This window comes from Streptomyces sp. BA2 (assembly GCF_009769735.1).
GTDB lineage: Bacteria > Actinomycetota > Actinomycetes > Streptomycetales > Streptomycetaceae > Streptomyces.
Window position 1 is genome coordinate 8489719 of record NZ_WSRO01000002.1, and the last position, 15673, is coordinate 8505391.

A 15673-nucleotide genomic window follows, 5' to 3' on the forward strand; every position below is an offset into this window, starting at 1 on the left:
TCGCCGAACCGACGCGCGGCTACGGTCCGACCATGACGTACGCACAGCGAGCCGACCAGTTCCGCGCCCTGCACCGCACCGGCGAACCCCTGCTGCTTCCCAACGCCTGGGACCACGCCTCAGCGGCCGCGCTCGCCCACGGCGGCTTCCCGGCGATCGGCACCACCAGCCTGGGCGTGGCGGCCGCCGCGGGCAAGGCGGACGCCACGGGCGACACACGGGAGGAGACCCTGCGCCTCGCCCATGGCCTGGCCCGGCTGCCCGCGCTGATCACCGTGGACATCGAGGGCGGCTTCAGCGACCGGCCCGGGGAGGTGGCGGTGCTCGCGGCGGAACTCGTCGGGGCGGGGGTCGTGGGCGTGAACATCGAGGACGGCCGCCCGGACGGCACGCTGGCCGACACGGCTCTGCAGTGCGAGCTGATCCGCGCCGTCAAGGAGTCGGCCCCCGACCTGTTCGTCAACGCGCGCACCGACACGTACTGGCTGCGCGCCGGGGGAGCGGGCGAGACCGAGCGCCGGGCCGCGGACTATCAACTGGCGGGCGCCGACGGCGTGTTCGTCCCCGGCCTTCAGGACGAGAAGGCCATCGAGGGGCTGGTCGAGGGGCTGGCCGACGTGCCGCTGAACATCCTCTTCGCGCCGGGCGCCCTGACGTACGGGCGCCTCGCGGAGCTCGGCGTGCGGCGGGTGAGCAGCGGCTCGTTGCTGTTCCGCGCCGCGCTGCACGGAGCCGTCGAGGCGGCGCGCTCGATCGCCCGGGGTGACACGGTGCCGCAGGACCTGCCCTCGTACGCGGATGCCCAGGCGCTCTCGGCGGCTTACGGCGAGGGCGTGTAGGGCGGCGTCGAGGGCGAGTCGTCCGCGTCGCGCTTCTCGTCCCCGTGCCCCGGCCACCACGCCGCGTGCCCGATGAGCGCCGTCAGCGCGGGCGTGAAGATCATCGCCATGACGAAGGCGGCGATGAGGATGCCGAAGGAGAGGGAGAAGCCCATCTGGGAGAGCGTCGAGTTGCCCGCGAGCATCAGCGTCGCGAACGTGCCCGCCAGGATCACGCCCGCCGAGCCGATCGTCGGGCCCGAGTGGCGCACCGCCGTGCCCGCCGCGTCGTGCGGGGTGCGGCCCTCGCGGGCCTCCTCGCGCAGCCGCGACACCATCAGGATGTTGTAGTCGGTGCCGAGGGCGACCACGAACAAGTACATGATCACGGGCAGCATGAACATCAACCCGGGCTGGCTGCCGATCTGTTGGAACAGCAGCGAGGTCGCGCCCAGGGTCGCGCCGAAGCCGAGCGCGACCGACAGCATCAGATACCAGGGAGCCACCAGGCTCCGCAGGAGCAGGCCGAGGATGACCATGATGGCGAGCGCGGCCACCGGGAAGACCACCGAATAGTCGCGGTCCACGGCCTTGTTGATGTCGACGTACACCGCCGTCGTCCCGCCGACGAGCGCTTCGGTTCCGGTGGGCGCGTCCTCGTGCGCGATCGGGCGCAGGCGGTCCTTGACGGTCTCCAGGGCCTTGTCGGACGCGGGCGGATCCGCGAGCACCACGGAGTACGAGGCCGTCGTGCCGTCCGTGCTCAGCCGCGGCGCGGAGACCTCGCCCACGCCACGGACCTCGTCCAGCTGCTCTCGGAAGGCGGCCGTCCGCGCTTTCGGGAGCGGCCCGTCGTCCGTCGAGGTGAGGTAGACGAAGGTCGGGTCGGTGGTGCCCGCGGGGAAGCCCTTCTGGAGGTTCTTCAGGGCGACCATCGACTCCTTGTCCTTGGGAAGCGAGGAGCCCGCGAGGTCGAAGTTGGCCTTGTAGCCGAGGGCGCCGAGGGTGAGCGCCCCCATGAACAGCGCCGACACCAGGGCCCAGACGGCGGGCTTACGGGCGATGGACGCGCCGAGCCGCGCGAACCCGGTGCCCTGCGGTTCCCGCTGCCACGACTTCGAGGGCCAGAACACCTTCGTGCCGAGCAGCGAGACGACGGCGGGGACCAGCGTGAGCCCGGCGAGCAGCGTCACGAAGACCGCGATGGCCAGGGCGGGGCCCATGGAGCGCAGCATGCCGAGCGAGGAGAGCGTCAGGGCGGCGAACGCGACGATGACGGCGCCGGCCGCCGAGGTGATCGCCTCGCCGACCCGCTCGACGGCATGCACCATGCCGCCCTTGGGATCCTCGCCCGCCCGCAGGGCCTCTCGGTAGCGGAAGAGCAGGAACAGGATGTAGTCCGTGCCGACGCCGAACAGGACGACGGTGAGGAGTTCCTGGATGGAGGAGTCGGCCTTCATGTCGAAGGCCTTGTTCGCGGAGGCGATCAGGCCGGTCGCCATCGGTGAGATGAGGCCGATCAGGACCACGGGGAGCAGCGCGATGATCGGGCTCCGGAAGATCACCAGGAGCAGCACGATGATGATCACGATCGTGCCGACCCCGACGAGCAGTCCGGCCCGCTCCGAGGCATCGCTCTCGTCGAGCGCCTGGGCGGCGGAGCCCGTGATTCCGGCCGAGAGGTCCGTGCCCTTCAGCTCGGGCTCGAGGTCGGAGCGCAGTTCCTCGACCGCGTCCTGCTGTGCGGTGTCCTCGGGGTTGGTGATCTTCGGCATCGCGACGACCGACGTCCGCACGAGCTTGTTGGGGGAGACGGCGCCCGGCACGACCGCCTGTACCTCGGGGATCTTCTTGGCCTGCAGATCCTTGGAGATGCGGGTGATGTCCGCGGAGTCGGCCGCCGTCAGCTTTCCGCCGTCGGAGCGCTGGAAGACGATGATCGCGCCGACGTTCTGCTGTTGGGGGAACTCCGCTTCCTGTACGTCCGCCGCGCGGATGGACTCGTAATGATCCGGAAGGAAGCTCGCCTCGTCGCTGCTGGATGTGAGCTTTGGCGCCAGGGAGATCACGGCACCGGCCACCACGACCCACGCCAGAATGATCCACCACGGGCGACGGACCACGAATCGGCCCAGGCCAGAGAACATCGGCTGCTGCCTCTCCCTCGCCCCCGAGGCGTAACGGCGCGTTCTGACCAAGGATCTTCCGGACCGGGCGGCCCCGCCACTTGAGCCGTTCGGCGCAACGGAAGGGGCCCCCGGTCATGCCCCGGGGGCGCCCTGGAAGTGCCCGTGCGCCGTCAGAAGTTGATCATGTGCCCGGCCAGGCCGTGCACCGCTTCCTTGACCGCCTCGCCGAGCGTCGGGTGCGCGTGCACGTTGCGCGCCACCTCGTGCACGGTCAGGTCCCACTGCTGGGCCAGGGTCAGCTCGGGAAGAAGCTCGGTGACGTCCGGGCCGATCAGGTGGGCGCCGATGATCTCGCCGTACTGCGCGTCACTGATGATCTTGACGAAGCCGACGGTGTCGCCGAGGCCGTGCGCCTTGCCGTTCGCCATGAACGGGAACTTGGCGACCTTGACGTCGAAGCCCTTCTCCTTGGCCTGCGCCTCCGTCCAGCCGAAGCTGGCGATCTGCGGCTGCGAATAGGTCGCGCGCGGGATCATCGGGTAGTCGAGTTCCATCGTCTCGGCGCCCGAGATCGTCTCGGCGGCCACGACGCCCATCGACTCGGCGGTGTGCGCGAGCATCAGCTTCGCGGTGACGTCACCGATGGCGTAGATGTGCGGCACGCTCGTCCGCCCGCGCCCGTCGATGTCGATGGCGCCGCGCTCGGTCAGCGCCACGCCCGTCGCCTCCAGGCCGAAGCCCGTGACGTTCGGCGCGAAGCCGATGGCCTGGAGGACCTTGTCCGCCTCCAGGATCTCCTGCTTGCCGTCCTTGCCCGTCACCGTGACCTTGACCTTGGCCCCGGACTCGTCGATCGACTCGACGCGGGTGGAGGTCTTCACGTCGATGCCGAGCTTGCGGTACTGCTTGGCAAGTTCCGTCGAGACGTCCGCGTCCTCAAGGGGCGCGATGCGGTCGAGGAACTCGACGATCGTCACCTTCACGCCGTAGTTGTGCAGGACGTAGGCGAACTCGATGCCGATGGCGCCCGCGCCCGCGATCACGATCGACTCAGGCACGGAGTCGGCGAGGATCTGCTCCTCGTACGTCACCACACGCTCGGAACGCTGAGTGCCGGGCAGCAGCTTCGGCGTCGCGCCCGTGGCGATGATGCAGTTCTGAAACGTGATCGTGTCCGTGGAGCCGTCCGACTTGGCGACCTGGAGCGTGTTCGCGTCGAGGAACGTGCCCCGGCCGTCGAACTCGGTGATCTTGTTCTTCTTCATCAGGAAGTGGACGCCCTTGACGCGGCCGTCCGCGACCGTGCGGCTGCGGTTGAACGCCTCGCCGTAGTCGAAGGACACGTTCCCGTCGACCTTGATGCCGTACGTCTTCTGCTCGTGCGTGAACAGATGGGCCAGCTCGGCGTTGCGCAGCAGCGCCTTGGTCGGGATACAGCCGACGTTCAGGCACACACCTCCCCAGTACTTCTCCTCGACGACCGCTACCCGCTTGCCCAACTGGGCGGCGCGGATGGCGGCCACATAGCCGCCGGGTCCTGCTCCGAGCACGACGACGTCGAAGCGGTCTTCCATGGGGAGGTCCTCTCTGGTGGTACGTATCCGGTGGTACGTGACTCGCGCACGTCCGATCATGCGCCATCCGGACGCCTCGCGGGCGGCCGGGTGTCCGATGTCATGCCGCCCCTACTGCCCCCTGTCCTCAACCACCGCTGGGGGCACGCCCGTTGGCGATCCGGCCCGGGTTCACCCGGTCGTGAGTCACGGGATAGTGTCGCCGCGACGGAGCAGAAACCCATGTCCCTCTGGAAACACATGTCCCTCTGGGAGAGGTGGAGAACGCGCTGTGGCGGCAGACGACCAGGCCGAGATGATGTCCATTCCCTTCGACGTGCCGACATCGGCACGCGCCTACGGCTGGATGCTCGGCGGCAAGGACAACTACGCGGTCGACCGCGACTTCCTGCTGCGGACACTGCCCGACTTCCCCGAGTGCGTCGACATCGCCCGGCAGAACCGCGAGTTCCTGTTCCGCGTCGTGCGCCATCTGACCCGGGCGGGGATCCGCCAGTTCATCGACATGGGCTGCGGCCTGCCGACCGACGAGAACGTCCACCAGGTCGCCCGGCGCTTCGCACCGGACACCCGCGTCGTCTACGTGGACCTCGATCCGATCGTCCTCGCGCACGGCAGGGCGCTGCTCGCCGACGACTCCACCACCACCGTCATCAACGGCGACATGCGCGACCAGGACGCGATCCTCGGCCACCCCGACGTCATCCGCCTCATCGACTTCGACGAGCCGGTCGCGGTGCTCTTCCTGTCGGTGGTGCACCACCTCACCGACGCCGACGGTCCCCGCCGCGTGCTGCGCACGATCGTCGACCGGGCGGCGCCCGGCAGCTACCTCGGCCTCTCGCAGGTCGTCGCCGACGACCCCGTCCGCGGCGCGGCGATGAGCGCGCACATCTCCGGCGGCGGCGTCCCCTGGCAGACCCGCACCCCGGCCGAGGTCGATGCCCTCCTGGACGGTCTTGAGCCGGTCGAGCCCGGCCTGGTGAACCTGGTCGACTGGCGCCCCGACGCGGACCAGCCCCCGCTCGCCCCGGTCCACGAGGACCTGGCCCCCTACCTGGGCGCCACCGAGCAGAGCAAGGGGATCTACGAGTACGGGGGTTTGCTCCGCAAGGCATAGCCATACACAATGGCGTGCATGATCCAGCACCTGACCGCCGCCGTGAGGACCTTCGGGGTTCCGTGGCGGCGCGGGTGCGAGCGATCGGGTCGATAGCTGCCGCAAGGCATACGTCTCCAGCGGTCCGGAGTTCCCTCTCCGCACCGCCGCCCGTTCACTCACCACTGAAGGATCACCATGGCTGTGGTTTCCCCTGCCGTCTCTCCCGCCGCCCCCGTCTCTCCCACGCTCCGTGACGCCCGCGTCCCCGCCGACGGCATGTACGAAGGGCGCCGCACCCTGCGCCGCGTCCCCGAGGGCTGGGAAGAGCGCCCGTACGAACTGATCGACGTCGTCCCCCAGGGGCGCCTCATCGGCGCCGAGATCCGCGGCGTCGACCTCGCCGAGCCGCTCACGCCCGCGCTGCGTGAAGAACTCAACCGCGCCCTCCTGGAGTGGAAGGTGCTCTTCTTCCGCGGCGCCGGGATCACCTCCGAGCAGCAGCGCGCCTTCGCCCTCAACTGGGGCGAGTTGGAGACCAATCCGCTGCTCGCGCGTGGCTCGGCCGACGACGTCGTCCGGTTCGACAAGGGCGGCAGCGCGACCCCCACGTACGAGAACGTCTGGCACGCCGACGTCACCTTCCGCGAGCGCCCCGCGCTCGGCGCCGTCCTGCAGTTGCGAGAGGTGCCGCCGGTGGGCGGCGACACGATGTGGGCGGACATGGCGGCCGCGTACGACAACCTCCCCGACGAGGTGAAGGAACGCATCGAGGGTGCCCGCGCGGTGCACGACTTCATTCCCGGCTTCGTCCGCTTCTACGGCCCCGAGAAGCTGATCCCGCTCCAGGAGCAGTTCCCGCCGGTCACGCACCCCGTGGTGCGCAGGCACCCGGAGACCGGGCGGCGGATGCTCTTCGTGAACACGTCCTTCACCACGCACATCGTGGGCATGGAACGGGCCGAGAGCGACCGGCTGCTGAGCTATCTGGTGCGGCAGGCGCAGGTCCCGGAGTACCAGGTGCGGTTCCACTGGCAGGCGGGTGACGTCGCCTTCTGGGACAACCGCTCCACCCAGCACTACGCGGTCGACGACTACGCCCCGCACCGCCGCGTGGCCGAACGCGTCGCGATAGCGGGCGACCGCCCGCACTGACCCACTTCTTCGGAAGGAATGTGATTCCTGATGGCAGCCGCAGCGCGCCTCCCGATGACGCCCGAGCCCATCCACGTCCCCGACGCGGTGCTCGATGACCTCAAGGCGCGGCTGCGGCTGACCAGGTGGCCCGACGACATCGGCAACGACGACGGGTACTACGGCGTCCGTCGCGGCTACCTCCAGGAACTGGCCGACCACTGGTTGCATCACTACGACTGGCGCAAGGCCGAAGCGGCGATCAACTCCTATGAGCACTACCGGGTGAGCGTCGACGGCGTGCCCGTGCACTTCATGCGCAGGCCCGGCGTCGGCCCGGCCCCCACCCCGCTCATCCTCACGCACGGCTGGCCCTGGACCTTCTGGCACTGGTCCAAGGTGGTGGATCCGCTGGCCGACCCCGCCGCGTACGGCGGCGACCCGGCCGACGCGTTCGACGTCATCGTGCCCTCCCTGCCCGGCTTCGGCTTCTCCACGCCGCTGCCGGACCACCCCGACATGAACTTCTGGAAGGTCGCCGACCTCTGGCACACCTTGATGACCGAGACGCTCGGCCACGAGAAGTACGCCGCAGGCGGGTGTGACATCGGCGCCCTCGTCACCGGTCAGCTCGGCCACAAGTACGCCGACGAACTCCACGGCATCCACATCGGATCCGGCCTGAAGCTCACCTTCTTCAACGGCGACCGGGGCTGGGATCTCAGCGGCGGCCGGCCGATTCCTGAGGGACTGTCCGAGGCCGACCACCGTCAACTGCTCTCCCTGGAACGGCGCTTCGCCGCCCACCTGGCCGTGCACATGCTCGGTCCCAGCACGCTCTCCTACGGGCTCAGCGACTCACCGGTCGGGCTGCTCGCCTGGATCCTGGAGCGCTGGGACAAGTGGAGCGACAACCGCGGTGACGTGGAGAGCGTCTTCTCCAAGGACGATCTGCTCACCCACGCCATGATCTTCTGGGTGAACAACGCCATCGGGACGTCGATGCGCTACTACGCCAACGCCAACCGCTACCCCTGGACGCCCTCGCACGACCGTCAGCCGGTCATCGAAGCCCCCACCGGCATCACTTTCGTCGGCCACGAGAACCCGCCCGGGGTCACCACCACCGAGCAGCGGGTCCAGAACTGGCTCGGGGGCGACCGGGCCGACTGGTACCGGCACGTGAACCTCACCGCACACGAGAGCGGCGGTCACTTCATTCCGTGGGAGATTCCCGACGGCTGGGTGGACGACCTGCGCCGTACGTTCCGGGGGCGACGTTGAGCGAGCAGCCGCCCTCGCTCAACGCTCCGGCGTCCGCCGCCACGTGACCTCGCCGTCCTGCCACGCGTCCGTGGGGGCCAGCCCCGCAGCAGCGGCGACGGCTGCTGATGCCCGGTGGTCCGGGTGGACATGGGCGATGACGTCACCTACGGCCCGCTGCCCCGCAAGCCACTCGACGAGGCCCCGGGCCGCCTCCACCGCGATGCCCCGCCCCTGCCAGGGAGTCCCCACGACCCAGGCGATCTCCGCGACCAGCGCGCTGCTGCCGTCGGCGGGGCCCGGGGAAGCGGGCCCCAGCGTCGCCTGCACCGTCCCGACGAGGCACTCCTCGTCACGCGACCGCAGCACCCAGTTGCACCAGGAGACCGCCGGATCGGGGGACCCGGCGGTCATCCGCCGGTAGCGGGCTCGCAGGGCCGGCGGGTCGTCCGGAGAGCCGCCGATGAAGGCGTGCAGGGCGGGATCGGAGAGCACCCGGGCCATCTCGTCGGCGTGCTGGACCCGCAGCGGTTCGAGGATCAGCCGGGCGGTGCTGATCTCCTCGGCGTGGACCCTGGTCACGGACGCCACCTCCCCAAGCTGAGACCCTATGTGCGCTGGGCAGCGTAGCCCCGGCGGCGACATGGGCCACGCCTTGGACGGCGCTCGGGGCGTCGTTCAAGGCGTGGCCGTGGAGGGGGCCTCATCCCCCCGTCAGGGACGAGGCCGCTCACCTCCGGATGTGCGGCAGGTGGGGCTCAGAACGAGAGGGCGGCGCTTTCCGAGAGGCTCCCTCGCATCTCGCAGCTGTTGCCGAAGGTCTTGGACCACGTGACGCGGCGGCCCTCCCACACCCCGTCGACGCTGACCACGACGGGCTTCCACTCCTTCGTACAGATCATGCCGGGTGACTCGCCGATCAGCCGGTCGAACTCGCCGGCGGTCGCGCGGAGTTCGGCGCAGGCGTTGGACGGCGAGGGGTGGGTACCCGATGCCTTCGGCGCACAGGTCAGGGTCACGGCGCGCTGCATGGTGGCGGTGTCTGCCTCTTCGCCCTGGCCGACGGCGAGGACCAGCGACGAGGGCGCGTAGAGACCGGCCGGGGCGGCCTTGGGCTGGGCCTGGGCCGTGCCAGAGGTCCCGGACATCACGCAGGCGGCCACGACAGCGGTGGCGCCCACCGTCTTGAGGAAGAAACGCACGTCAACTCTCCTTTGATGCGGGTGTTTTCCTGGTTGCAGAAGGGAGTCTTGTCGGTGCGGAGAGTGAGCACCAAATGCATGGTCGATTTCCGGATGCTTGTGTCCGCTCAGCGGTCGCCGGACAGCTGTTCGGGCAGCTCAGAACGGGCGCGGGAGACCCGCTGGAACGCGCGCAGGGTGTCCAACATATGGACCGGAGTCGATGGTGCAAGCCGAAACAACTGCCTGACCTGCGACGACAGTTGATTTGGTTTTCTACCGGAATTCAGGGTCGACCGGAAAGCATCGGTGATATGGGCGCAGGGGCAAGGGATTGGGGTGATCCGTCACCGCCCCCGCTCCTCAGCCCAGCCTGACCGTGATCCGCTGTGTGGCGCCCTTCGTGCCGCTGAGATCCCCGAAGGTCAGCTTCAGGGACGCACCCGTGACCGCCGACGTGACCGTGGCGGGCTTGTCCGTCACCGCGGACACGGCGCGGTTCCAGGTGAGGGCCAGGGAGGTCTGCGCGCGCATCGGATCGCTGACGCAGATGACCGCGGTGCCGTCGCTCTTCTCGCTGATCTGCACGGAGCAGGGCGCGCTCGCGGTCACCTTGCCCACCGTGCCGCCGAACCAGAAGTTGACCCCGGTGAAGCCGAGTGAGGGTACGAAAACGCCTTGCTGGTGGTCGGAGTTGGCCAGGATCTGGAGCCATCCGGTGTCCGCCGACCGGGCCGCGGTCTGCGCCGCGCTCGCGCCAGGCATCAGGGCGTAGGCGTACGTCCCGTTCGTCGGAGCGGTGCCGTGGTCGACGTACATCGTGAGGTACTTGCGGGCGATCGCGGTCGTGGCACCGCCCTTGTTGATGTCGCTCCACTTGCCGGAGCGCTCCTCGCGCAGCGCCTTCACCGTCGCGCCGCCGGGGAAGACATAGCCTCCGTGGCCGCCGATGTGCGCCCACTTGGCGCCCGTGAGCGTCGCCGACCAAGGAGTGCCGGTCGGCTTGGCGGCGCCGTTCACCTGGAAGGAAGTGGTGCCCGTCGGGCCGAGGTTGCGGTTCTCGACGGTCGTCTCGACCGCCGCGCCGTCCGTGCAGACGATGCCCGCGCCCAGGCAGACGATCGAGTCGTCCAGGCAGAACCACGACTTCTTCGCACGCAGGGTGCTCTGCAGGCCCTTCAAGTACTGCCCGATGGAGGCGCGTTGGCCGTCACTCGCCCCGCCCACCCACTTCACGTCCGGCATGGACGCGCCCCAGTCGCCGCCCGCCGCATCCGCGAGCGCCTTGCGGGAGGCCGTGATGCCGGGCAGTCGGTACGGGTCGACGGTGGGCCAGAAGGCGTCGCTGTACTGCCCGTTGGCGTAGCTGTCGCCCCACCAGTAGAGCATTCCGGAGCCGGTGTGCCAGCCGCGCAGGTTCTCGCCGTTGCCCGTCTCGTAGTACGTGATGCGGGGATCGGCCATGCTGATCGACGCGGCCCAGCCGGGGCGTCGGTGTGTGGCGCGGGCCATGCTGGGAAAGAGGCGGTGGCCGGTGGGCTCGGCGATCGCGGTCACCGACGCGTCGTCCTCAACACCTTTCAGGCGGGCCAGACTTGTCAGGCCGAGCGTGGAGTCGCTCAGTGGCGGGCTGTAGTAGTCGCGCCGCATCCAGCCCTTGACCATGCCGCGCCAGCGCGCGTTCTCGGCCGCGCTCGCCCCCTGTCCCAGGAGCACCATGGCCGACATGATGGGGTGGCCGCGCCGATGGTCGTCCGCCTGGATCTTCTTGGCGTCGGACGCGGCGAGGCCACGGCTGATGGCGCGTCCCGCGACACCGTCCATGACGAGGCCGTTGTAGATGAACGGGGCCCACGCCTTCTCCACGGCGTCGAAGATGATCTGCTTCTTGGCGTCCGTGACCTCCCAACTGGAGCCGCGCAGCAGGGAGAAGAGCATGCCGAGCCCGCCCAGCATCACCGATCCGTACGACCCCGTGTAGGGCACGGTGGTGTGCTGGATGAACGACCCGTCGGTGTAGAGGCCGTCGCCGGTCGTCACGTACGGGAAGACGGGGGAGAGGGCGTCCCTGGCCAGGGCGATCTTCGCGGCACGGGCGCCGACGACCCCGCGCAGCGCGAGTACGCGGCACAGGTCGACGCGGTTCGCTCCGGTGCTCGTCCCGGTGTAGCTGCCCACCGCCGAGTCGGGCACGAAGTGGTCCACGGCCTTGCAGTAGTTGGCCACTTGCGTCGCGGACAGGTGGTCGTACATCAGCACGCAGAGGTCGAGCAGGTGCTGCGGGGCGCCTATCTGCCAGCTGTACCAGTTGCCGAACCGCGCCTGGTTCTCGTTGTAGATCTGCGTGTAGAGATGATCGAGGCCGGTGAGGATGTCGGCCTTGAGGCCCGCGTCGCCGGTCAGGCCCGTGTCCTCCTGCCGGTAGGCCTGGGCCATGGTGCTCAGCCTGCTGTAGCCGGTCACCATGTTCGCGGAGTAGCCGTACGACTCCTGGTCGGTGTCAGGCTCGGGGTCGGCGTACGAGGCATCCGGCCACAGGGAGCCCGTGGCCGGGGTCATGGTGGCGCGCAACTCCCGTGCGGTGGCACCGAGTTCGGCGAGACGGCTCTTGAAGGGCTCGGCCGTGGGGGAGAAGCCCTCGCCGAGTATCAGGGTGCGCCACTTGGCGCGCAGTACCTCGTACGCGTCCGCCTCCACCGCCGCTGCTGCCGCCTCGTCGGAGGGCAGCAGCCCCGAGGTCGTCAGGGCGAGCGCGGAGCCGCCGGTGCTGAACAGGAAGGCGCGGCGGGACCAGGGAGAGTGCATGGGTTCTCCGATGGTGGCGAGGGGAGGGGAGGGGGAGGTGGATGCGGCGTGAGGGGTGCAGGAAGAGCAAGCGCTTTCTAGCATGGGTCCAGGCCACTGCTCAATGGGTTGCGCACGGCGCTGTAGCGTCAGGGGCATGAGCGATCACGCAGTGGTGGATGTGGGCGACGTACGCCTGGCCTATCGGACCTGGGGCGACTCGTACGGAGCGCCCGTCGTGCTGCTGCACGGGCTCGGCGATTCCTCGGCGACCTGGGAGCAGGTCGGGCAGGTGCTCGGGGAGGAATGGCGGGTGTACGCGCTGGATCTGCGCGGGCACGGCGAGAGCGACTGGCCGGACGAGTACTCGGTCGAGCTGATGAGGGACGACGTACTCGGCTTCCTCGACGAGCTCGACCTCGACCGCGTCGGCGTCGTGGGCCACTCCATGGGCGGGGTCGTGGCGTACCTCCTCGCCGAGGAGCACCCCGACCGCGTGGAGCGCCTCGTCCTGGAGGAGACGCCGCCGCCCTATCCGCGTGACTGGGTCGACGCCCAGCGGCCCGACGTCCTCGACTTCGACTGGCCCGTGTCCCCCGCGGTCCGCGCCCAGATCTTCGATCCCGATCCCGAGTGGGCCGAACGGCTCGGCGAGATCGTCGCACCGACCCTGATCGTGGCGGGCGGCCCGGACAGCAGCATGCCGCAGGGGCGCATCCCCGACATGGCCACGGAGATCCCCGACTCCCGGCTGATCACGATCCCGGTCGGCCACTCGGTGCACGAGGCGAGCCCGCAGCAGTTCGCGGAGCAGGTCAGCGAGTTCTTCACCAGCTGAGCGGACGGGGTGGCTGATGGCCGCCGCGGTGCGGGGCGTGGTACGACCACGCCCCGCACCGCCGTCCGTCGAGGATTACGCCGGCCGGGGTCGTGACTGGTAGAGGCGGGTGTAGTAGCGGCCCTCCGCCTCCAGGCCCGTGGGATCGTCACCGGCCTTGAGCACGTGGTCCACAGCGTTGCTCTGCTCGGTGAGATCGGTGAAAAGCCGCTGCGGATAGGTCCGTTCGGGATCGGTCTCGGTGGCGAGGCCGTGGGCGTCCAGGGTCGCCAGGATCTCCTTGAAAGGCACCGTGCGCAGGACGAACGCGCTCACCCACACCGGGACGCGTGTCGCGTCGAGGAGTGCGTCGAAGGTGCGGTGGGTGATGTAGCCGATGCCTCCGGTGACCGTGATCAGGCCGACGCGCTCCACGGCGCGGCGCAGCCCGTCGCTGGGCGGGTGGCGCTCGAGGTTCTCCGCATAGGCCTCGTCGAGCAACCCCACCTCCAGGGCGTAGCGCGTCGCGTTGTCGGCGGTGTCGAGGCCGATGACCGGGACCGCGTCCGCCCGCCGCCGCGAGGCGTAGAACTCCTTGTCGGCCTCGATGAGCTCGCCCCGGGTGAGGTCGCCGGTCTCGGCGCTGGTGTAGTGCGCGTACAGGTCCGCGAGCGTGAGGTCGTGGTTGAGCAGCGCCGCGTTGATCCCGTAGGAGCAGCAGAGGTCGAGGACCGTGACAGGGAGATGGGTGCCGCGCACCGCCGACCGCTGGGCGAGCGTGCGCCGGAAGACGTCCTGAGCCTGCTGCGGTATCTCGTACTGCAAGGGGGCCAGCGTGCGGAAGTACGCGCGGGGGTCAGGCTGGTTGTAGATGTCGTCGAACCGGGTCTTGCCTGCCGCGGTCGTCGTTCGGGCACCGGTCATGAGGCATGCCTCCTCGTGCTGAGTGGCGGGTCTACGGCCGCGATACGTCTACCTGACCGATGGCTCAACCCGATAGACCTCATGGCGTTAACCAGCCACCACGGCGGTCAGGAGTCCCTGACGCCACCTCGGCCCGTTCCGTTCGCCCGCTGGTCGAAGCCCGGTTATCCGCTGCTGACCAAGAGCGCCTCCGAAGCTGGTTCAGGCCCGAACGGCTGGGATCATGCCTATGCCGCCGTCGGCCGTTTCGGTGTCGGCTCCGCCGCGGTGACCGGTGGTGCGGGCGACAGCGCCTGCGTCTGCTGGGCCTTCTCCAGGAAGCGCAGGAGCTCCACGGGGAAGGGCAGCACGAGGGTCGAGTTCTTCTCGGCGGCGACCGCCACCACGGTCTGGAGCAGCCGCAGTTGGAGCGCGGCAGGCTCGTCCGCCATCTGATGCGCGGCCTCGGCCAGCTTCTTGGAGGCCTGCAGCTCGGCGTCCGCGTTGATCACGCGGGCCCGCCGCTCGCGGTCCGCCTCGGCCTGCCGGGCCATCGATCGCTTCATCGTCTCGGGAAGGGACACGTCCTTGATCTCGACGCGATCGATCTGCACGCCCCAGCCGAGGGCAGGGGAGTCGATCATCAACTCCAGGCCTTGGTTGAGCTTCTCGCGGTTGGAGAGGAGATCGTCCAGGTCGCTCTTGCCGATGATCGAGCGCAGGGACGTCTGCGCCATCTGCGAGACCGCGAACCGGTAGTCCTCGACCTTGATCACCGCGTCCGCCGCGTCGATCACTTTGAAGTAGATGACCGCGTCCACGCGCACCGTGACGTTGTCCCGGGTGATGCCGTCCTGCGCCGGGACCGGCATCGTCACGATCTGCAGGTTCACCTTGTGCAGCCGGTCCACACCGGGGACGATCATGGTGAATCCCGGCTGTCGGATGTTTTCCCGCAGCCGGCCAAGGCGGAGGACCACGCCCCGCTCGTACTGCTTGACCACGCGGGCCGCCGACACCACGTACACAAAACCGGCGGCCGCGACCGCGGCCCCTGCTGTGAGCAGCTCTTCGACCATGACGACCCCCCTTCTTCCGAGTCGCCCGTCTCATAACAAAGATATGCCCAGGTTTGTCCATGGTCGAGCCCCTGCCGATCCCGCCGCTGACTAGGGTGGGGGCGGTGTTCACCTCCCAGGGCCCCACACTCCGCGAACTGGCCGTGCAAGCTCTTTCCTCCATCGAGGACGGCTATGACCTGCTGGCCCCGAAGTTCGACCACACCCCTTTCCGTACGCCGGACCGGATCCTGGACGCGGTCGCGGACACGCTCGGCGGCCTCGGGCCGTTCGACGCGGGTCTCGACGTCTGCTGCGGGACCGGCGCGGGCGTCGAGACGCTCCTTCCGCTGTGCCGGGAGCGGGTCACCGGCGTCGACTTCAGCGCCGGGATGCTGGCCGAGGCGCGGTCCGCCGTTCCGCGCGAGGGCGGGCCCGCGATGGATGACGGCGGGCCCGCGGTGGACTGGGTGCGGGCCGACGCCCGCGCCCTGCCCTTCGCCGAGGTCTTCGACCTGGCGGTGAGCTTCGGGGCGTTCGGGCACTTTCTGCCCGCCGAGCGCCCGCGGTTGTTCGCGGAGGTCTGCGGGGCGTTGCGGCCAGGCGGGGTCTTCGCCTTCCCGGTCGGCGCGCCGCCGCCCCTGACGTCGCCGCTGCACTGGGCGCTGCTCGGCTTCGACGGGGTGATGCGGGTGCGGAATCTGCTGTGGCGTCCGCCGTTCGTCATGTACTACAGGACTTTCCCGCTGCGGGGTGTGCTGGAGGACCTGCTCCGGGCCGGGTTCACGATGCGCTTGCACCCGCTGGAGGAGTTCGGGCGCCGGGCCGACGGTAGTCCCCGCTGGTGCATGGTCGAGGCGCGGAAGGTCTGAGTGTCACCCGGGGTTGAGGGCCCGGGGGGGAGAGAGGGGCC

Annotated in this window: 13 protein-coding genes; 6 read left to right on the top strand and 7 right to left on the bottom strand. The window is 69.6% G+C overall.

All coding sequences use genetic code 11. From position 1 onward, the window contains the following. Nucleotides 1-32 precede the first annotated feature (32 nt). Entirely contained in the window at nt 33-839 is an 807-nt protein-coding gene (locus tag E5671_RS40720; protein WP_160509238.1) for an isocitrate lyase/PEP mutase family protein, read from the top strand. On the opposite strand, the gene E5671_RS40725 is transcribed toward E5671_RS40720, so the two are convergent. Both E5671_RS40725 and lpdA read right to left on the bottom strand, forming a co-directional pair. Further along, nucleotides 821-2965, bottom strand: coding sequence for an MMPL family transporter (locus E5671_RS40725; protein WP_160509239.1), 2145 nt, complete (start codon nt 2963-2965; stop codon nt 821-823). The genes E5671_RS40720 and E5671_RS40725 overlap by 19 nt on opposite strands. A 152-nt stretch (nt 2966-3117) precedes the next feature. Beyond that, nucleotides 3118-4521 carry a dihydrolipoyl dehydrogenase gene (gene lpdA, locus E5671_RS40730; RefSeq protein ID WP_160509240.1) on the bottom strand — a complete coding sequence of 468 codons (1404 nt, stop codon included), beginning with the start codon at nt 4519-4521 and terminating at the stop codon, nt 3118-3120. A 271-nt stretch (nt 4522-4792) separates the two neighbouring features. Here lpdA and E5671_RS40735 point away from each other — a divergent pair, with 271 nt between their 5' ends. The 3 genes from E5671_RS40735 (at nt 4793) to E5671_RS40745 (ending at nt 8038) form a co-directional block, all read left to right on the top strand. Further along, the gene (locus E5671_RS40735; RefSeq protein WP_336605987.1) at nt 4793-5641 is read left to right on the top strand and encodes an SAM-dependent methyltransferase; all 849 of its coding nucleotides are present in this window, start codon (nt 4793-4795) and stop codon (nt 5639-5641) included. Between the two features lie 258 nt (nt 5642-5899). Then, nucleotides 5900-6775, top strand: coding sequence for a TauD/TfdA family dioxygenase (locus tag E5671_RS40740; protein WP_160510740.1), 876 nt, complete (start codon nt 5900-5902; stop codon nt 6773-6775). A gap of 30 nt (nt 6776-6805) precedes the next feature. Next, complete coding sequence (locus E5671_RS40745) at nt 6806-8038, top strand: epoxide hydrolase family protein (RefSeq protein WP_160509241.1); 1233 nt, start codon at nt 6806-6808, stop codon at nt 8036-8038. A gap of 18 nt (nt 8039-8056) precedes the next feature. Here E5671_RS40745 and E5671_RS40750 read toward each other — a convergent pair whose 3' ends face one another. The 3 genes from E5671_RS40750 to E5671_RS40760 form a co-directional block, all read right to left on the bottom strand. Beyond that, nucleotides 8057-8599 (bottom strand): GNAT family N-acetyltransferase, encoded by a 543-nt coding sequence (locus tag E5671_RS40750; RefSeq protein ID WP_160509242.1) that lies wholly within the window; start codon nt 8597-8599, stop codon nt 8057-8059. 176 nt (nt 8600-8775) lie between these two features. Next, nucleotides 8776-9219: an SSI family serine proteinase inhibitor gene (locus E5671_RS40755; protein ID WP_160509243.1), complete on the bottom strand. Its 444-nt coding sequence runs from the start codon at nt 9217-9219 to the stop codon at nt 8776-8778. 342 nt (nt 9220-9561) lie between these two features. Next, nucleotides 9562-12003 (bottom strand): polysaccharide lyase 8 family protein, encoded by a 2442-nt coding sequence (locus E5671_RS40760; RefSeq protein WP_160509244.1) that lies wholly within the window; start codon nt 12001-12003, stop codon nt 9562-9564. Between the two features lie 136 nt (nt 12004-12139). Here E5671_RS40760 and E5671_RS40765 point away from each other — a divergent pair, with 136 nt between their 5' ends. Continuing rightward, complete coding sequence (locus E5671_RS40765) at nt 12140-12820, top strand: alpha/beta fold hydrolase (protein WP_160509245.1); 681 nt, start codon at nt 12140-12142, stop codon at nt 12818-12820. A gap of 75 nt (nt 12821-12895) precedes the next feature. Here E5671_RS40765 and E5671_RS40770 read toward each other — a convergent pair whose 3' ends face one another. Beyond that, nucleotides 12896-13723 (bottom strand): hypothetical protein, encoded by an 828-nt coding sequence (locus E5671_RS40770; protein ID WP_160509246.1) that lies wholly within the window; start codon nt 13721-13723, stop codon nt 12896-12898. Nucleotides 13724-13950: 227 nt separating this feature from the next. Continuing rightward, nucleotides 13951-14781, bottom strand: coding sequence for a slipin family protein (locus tag E5671_RS40775; RefSeq protein ID WP_160509247.1), 831 nt, complete (start codon nt 14779-14781; stop codon nt 13951-13953). Nucleotides 14782-14885: 104 nt separating this feature from the next. Between E5671_RS40775 and E5671_RS40780 the strand changes: the two genes are divergently transcribed. Then, nucleotides 14886-15632, top strand: coding sequence for a methyltransferase domain-containing protein (locus E5671_RS40780; RefSeq protein ID WP_160509248.1), 747 nt, complete (start codon nt 14886-14888; stop codon nt 15630-15632). The last annotated feature ends 41 nt before the right edge of the window (nt 15633-15673 follow it).

Bases quoted from the DNA above. Each gene is read 5' to 3' on its own strand.
- E5671_RS40745 (WP_160509241.1), top strand. From the start codon at position 6,806: ATGGCAGCCGCAGCGCGCCTCCCGATGACGCCCGAGCCCATCCACGTC.
- E5671_RS40775 (WP_160509247.1), bottom strand. From the start codon at position 14,781: ATGGTCGAAGAGCTGCTCACAGCAGGGGCCGCGGTCGCGGCCGCCGGT.
- E5671_RS40720 (WP_160509238.1), top strand. From the start codon at position 33: ATGACGTACGCACAGCGAGCCGACCAGTTCCGCGCCCTGCACCGCACC.
- E5671_RS40760 (WP_160509244.1), bottom strand. From the start codon at position 12,003: ATGCACTCTCCCTGGTCCCGCCGCGCCTTCCTGTTCAGCACCGGCGGC.
- E5671_RS40740 (WP_160510740.1), top strand. From the start codon at position 5,900: ATGTACGAAGGGCGCCGCACCCTGCGCCGCGTCCCCGAGGGCTGGGAA.
- lpdA (WP_160509240.1), bottom strand. From the start codon at position 4,521: ATGGAAGACCGCTTCGACGTCGTCGTGCTCGGAGCAGGACCCGGCGGC.
- E5671_RS40770 (WP_160509246.1), bottom strand. From the start codon at position 13,723: ATGACCGGTGCCCGAACGACGACCGCGGCAGGCAAGACCCGGTTCGAC.
- E5671_RS40725 (WP_160509239.1), bottom strand. From the start codon at position 2,965: ATGTTCTCTGGCCTGGGCCGATTCGTGGTCCGTCGCCCGTGGTGGATC.
- E5671_RS40765 (WP_160509245.1), top strand. From the start codon at position 12,140: ATGAGCGATCACGCAGTGGTGGATGTGGGCGACGTACGCCTGGCCTAT.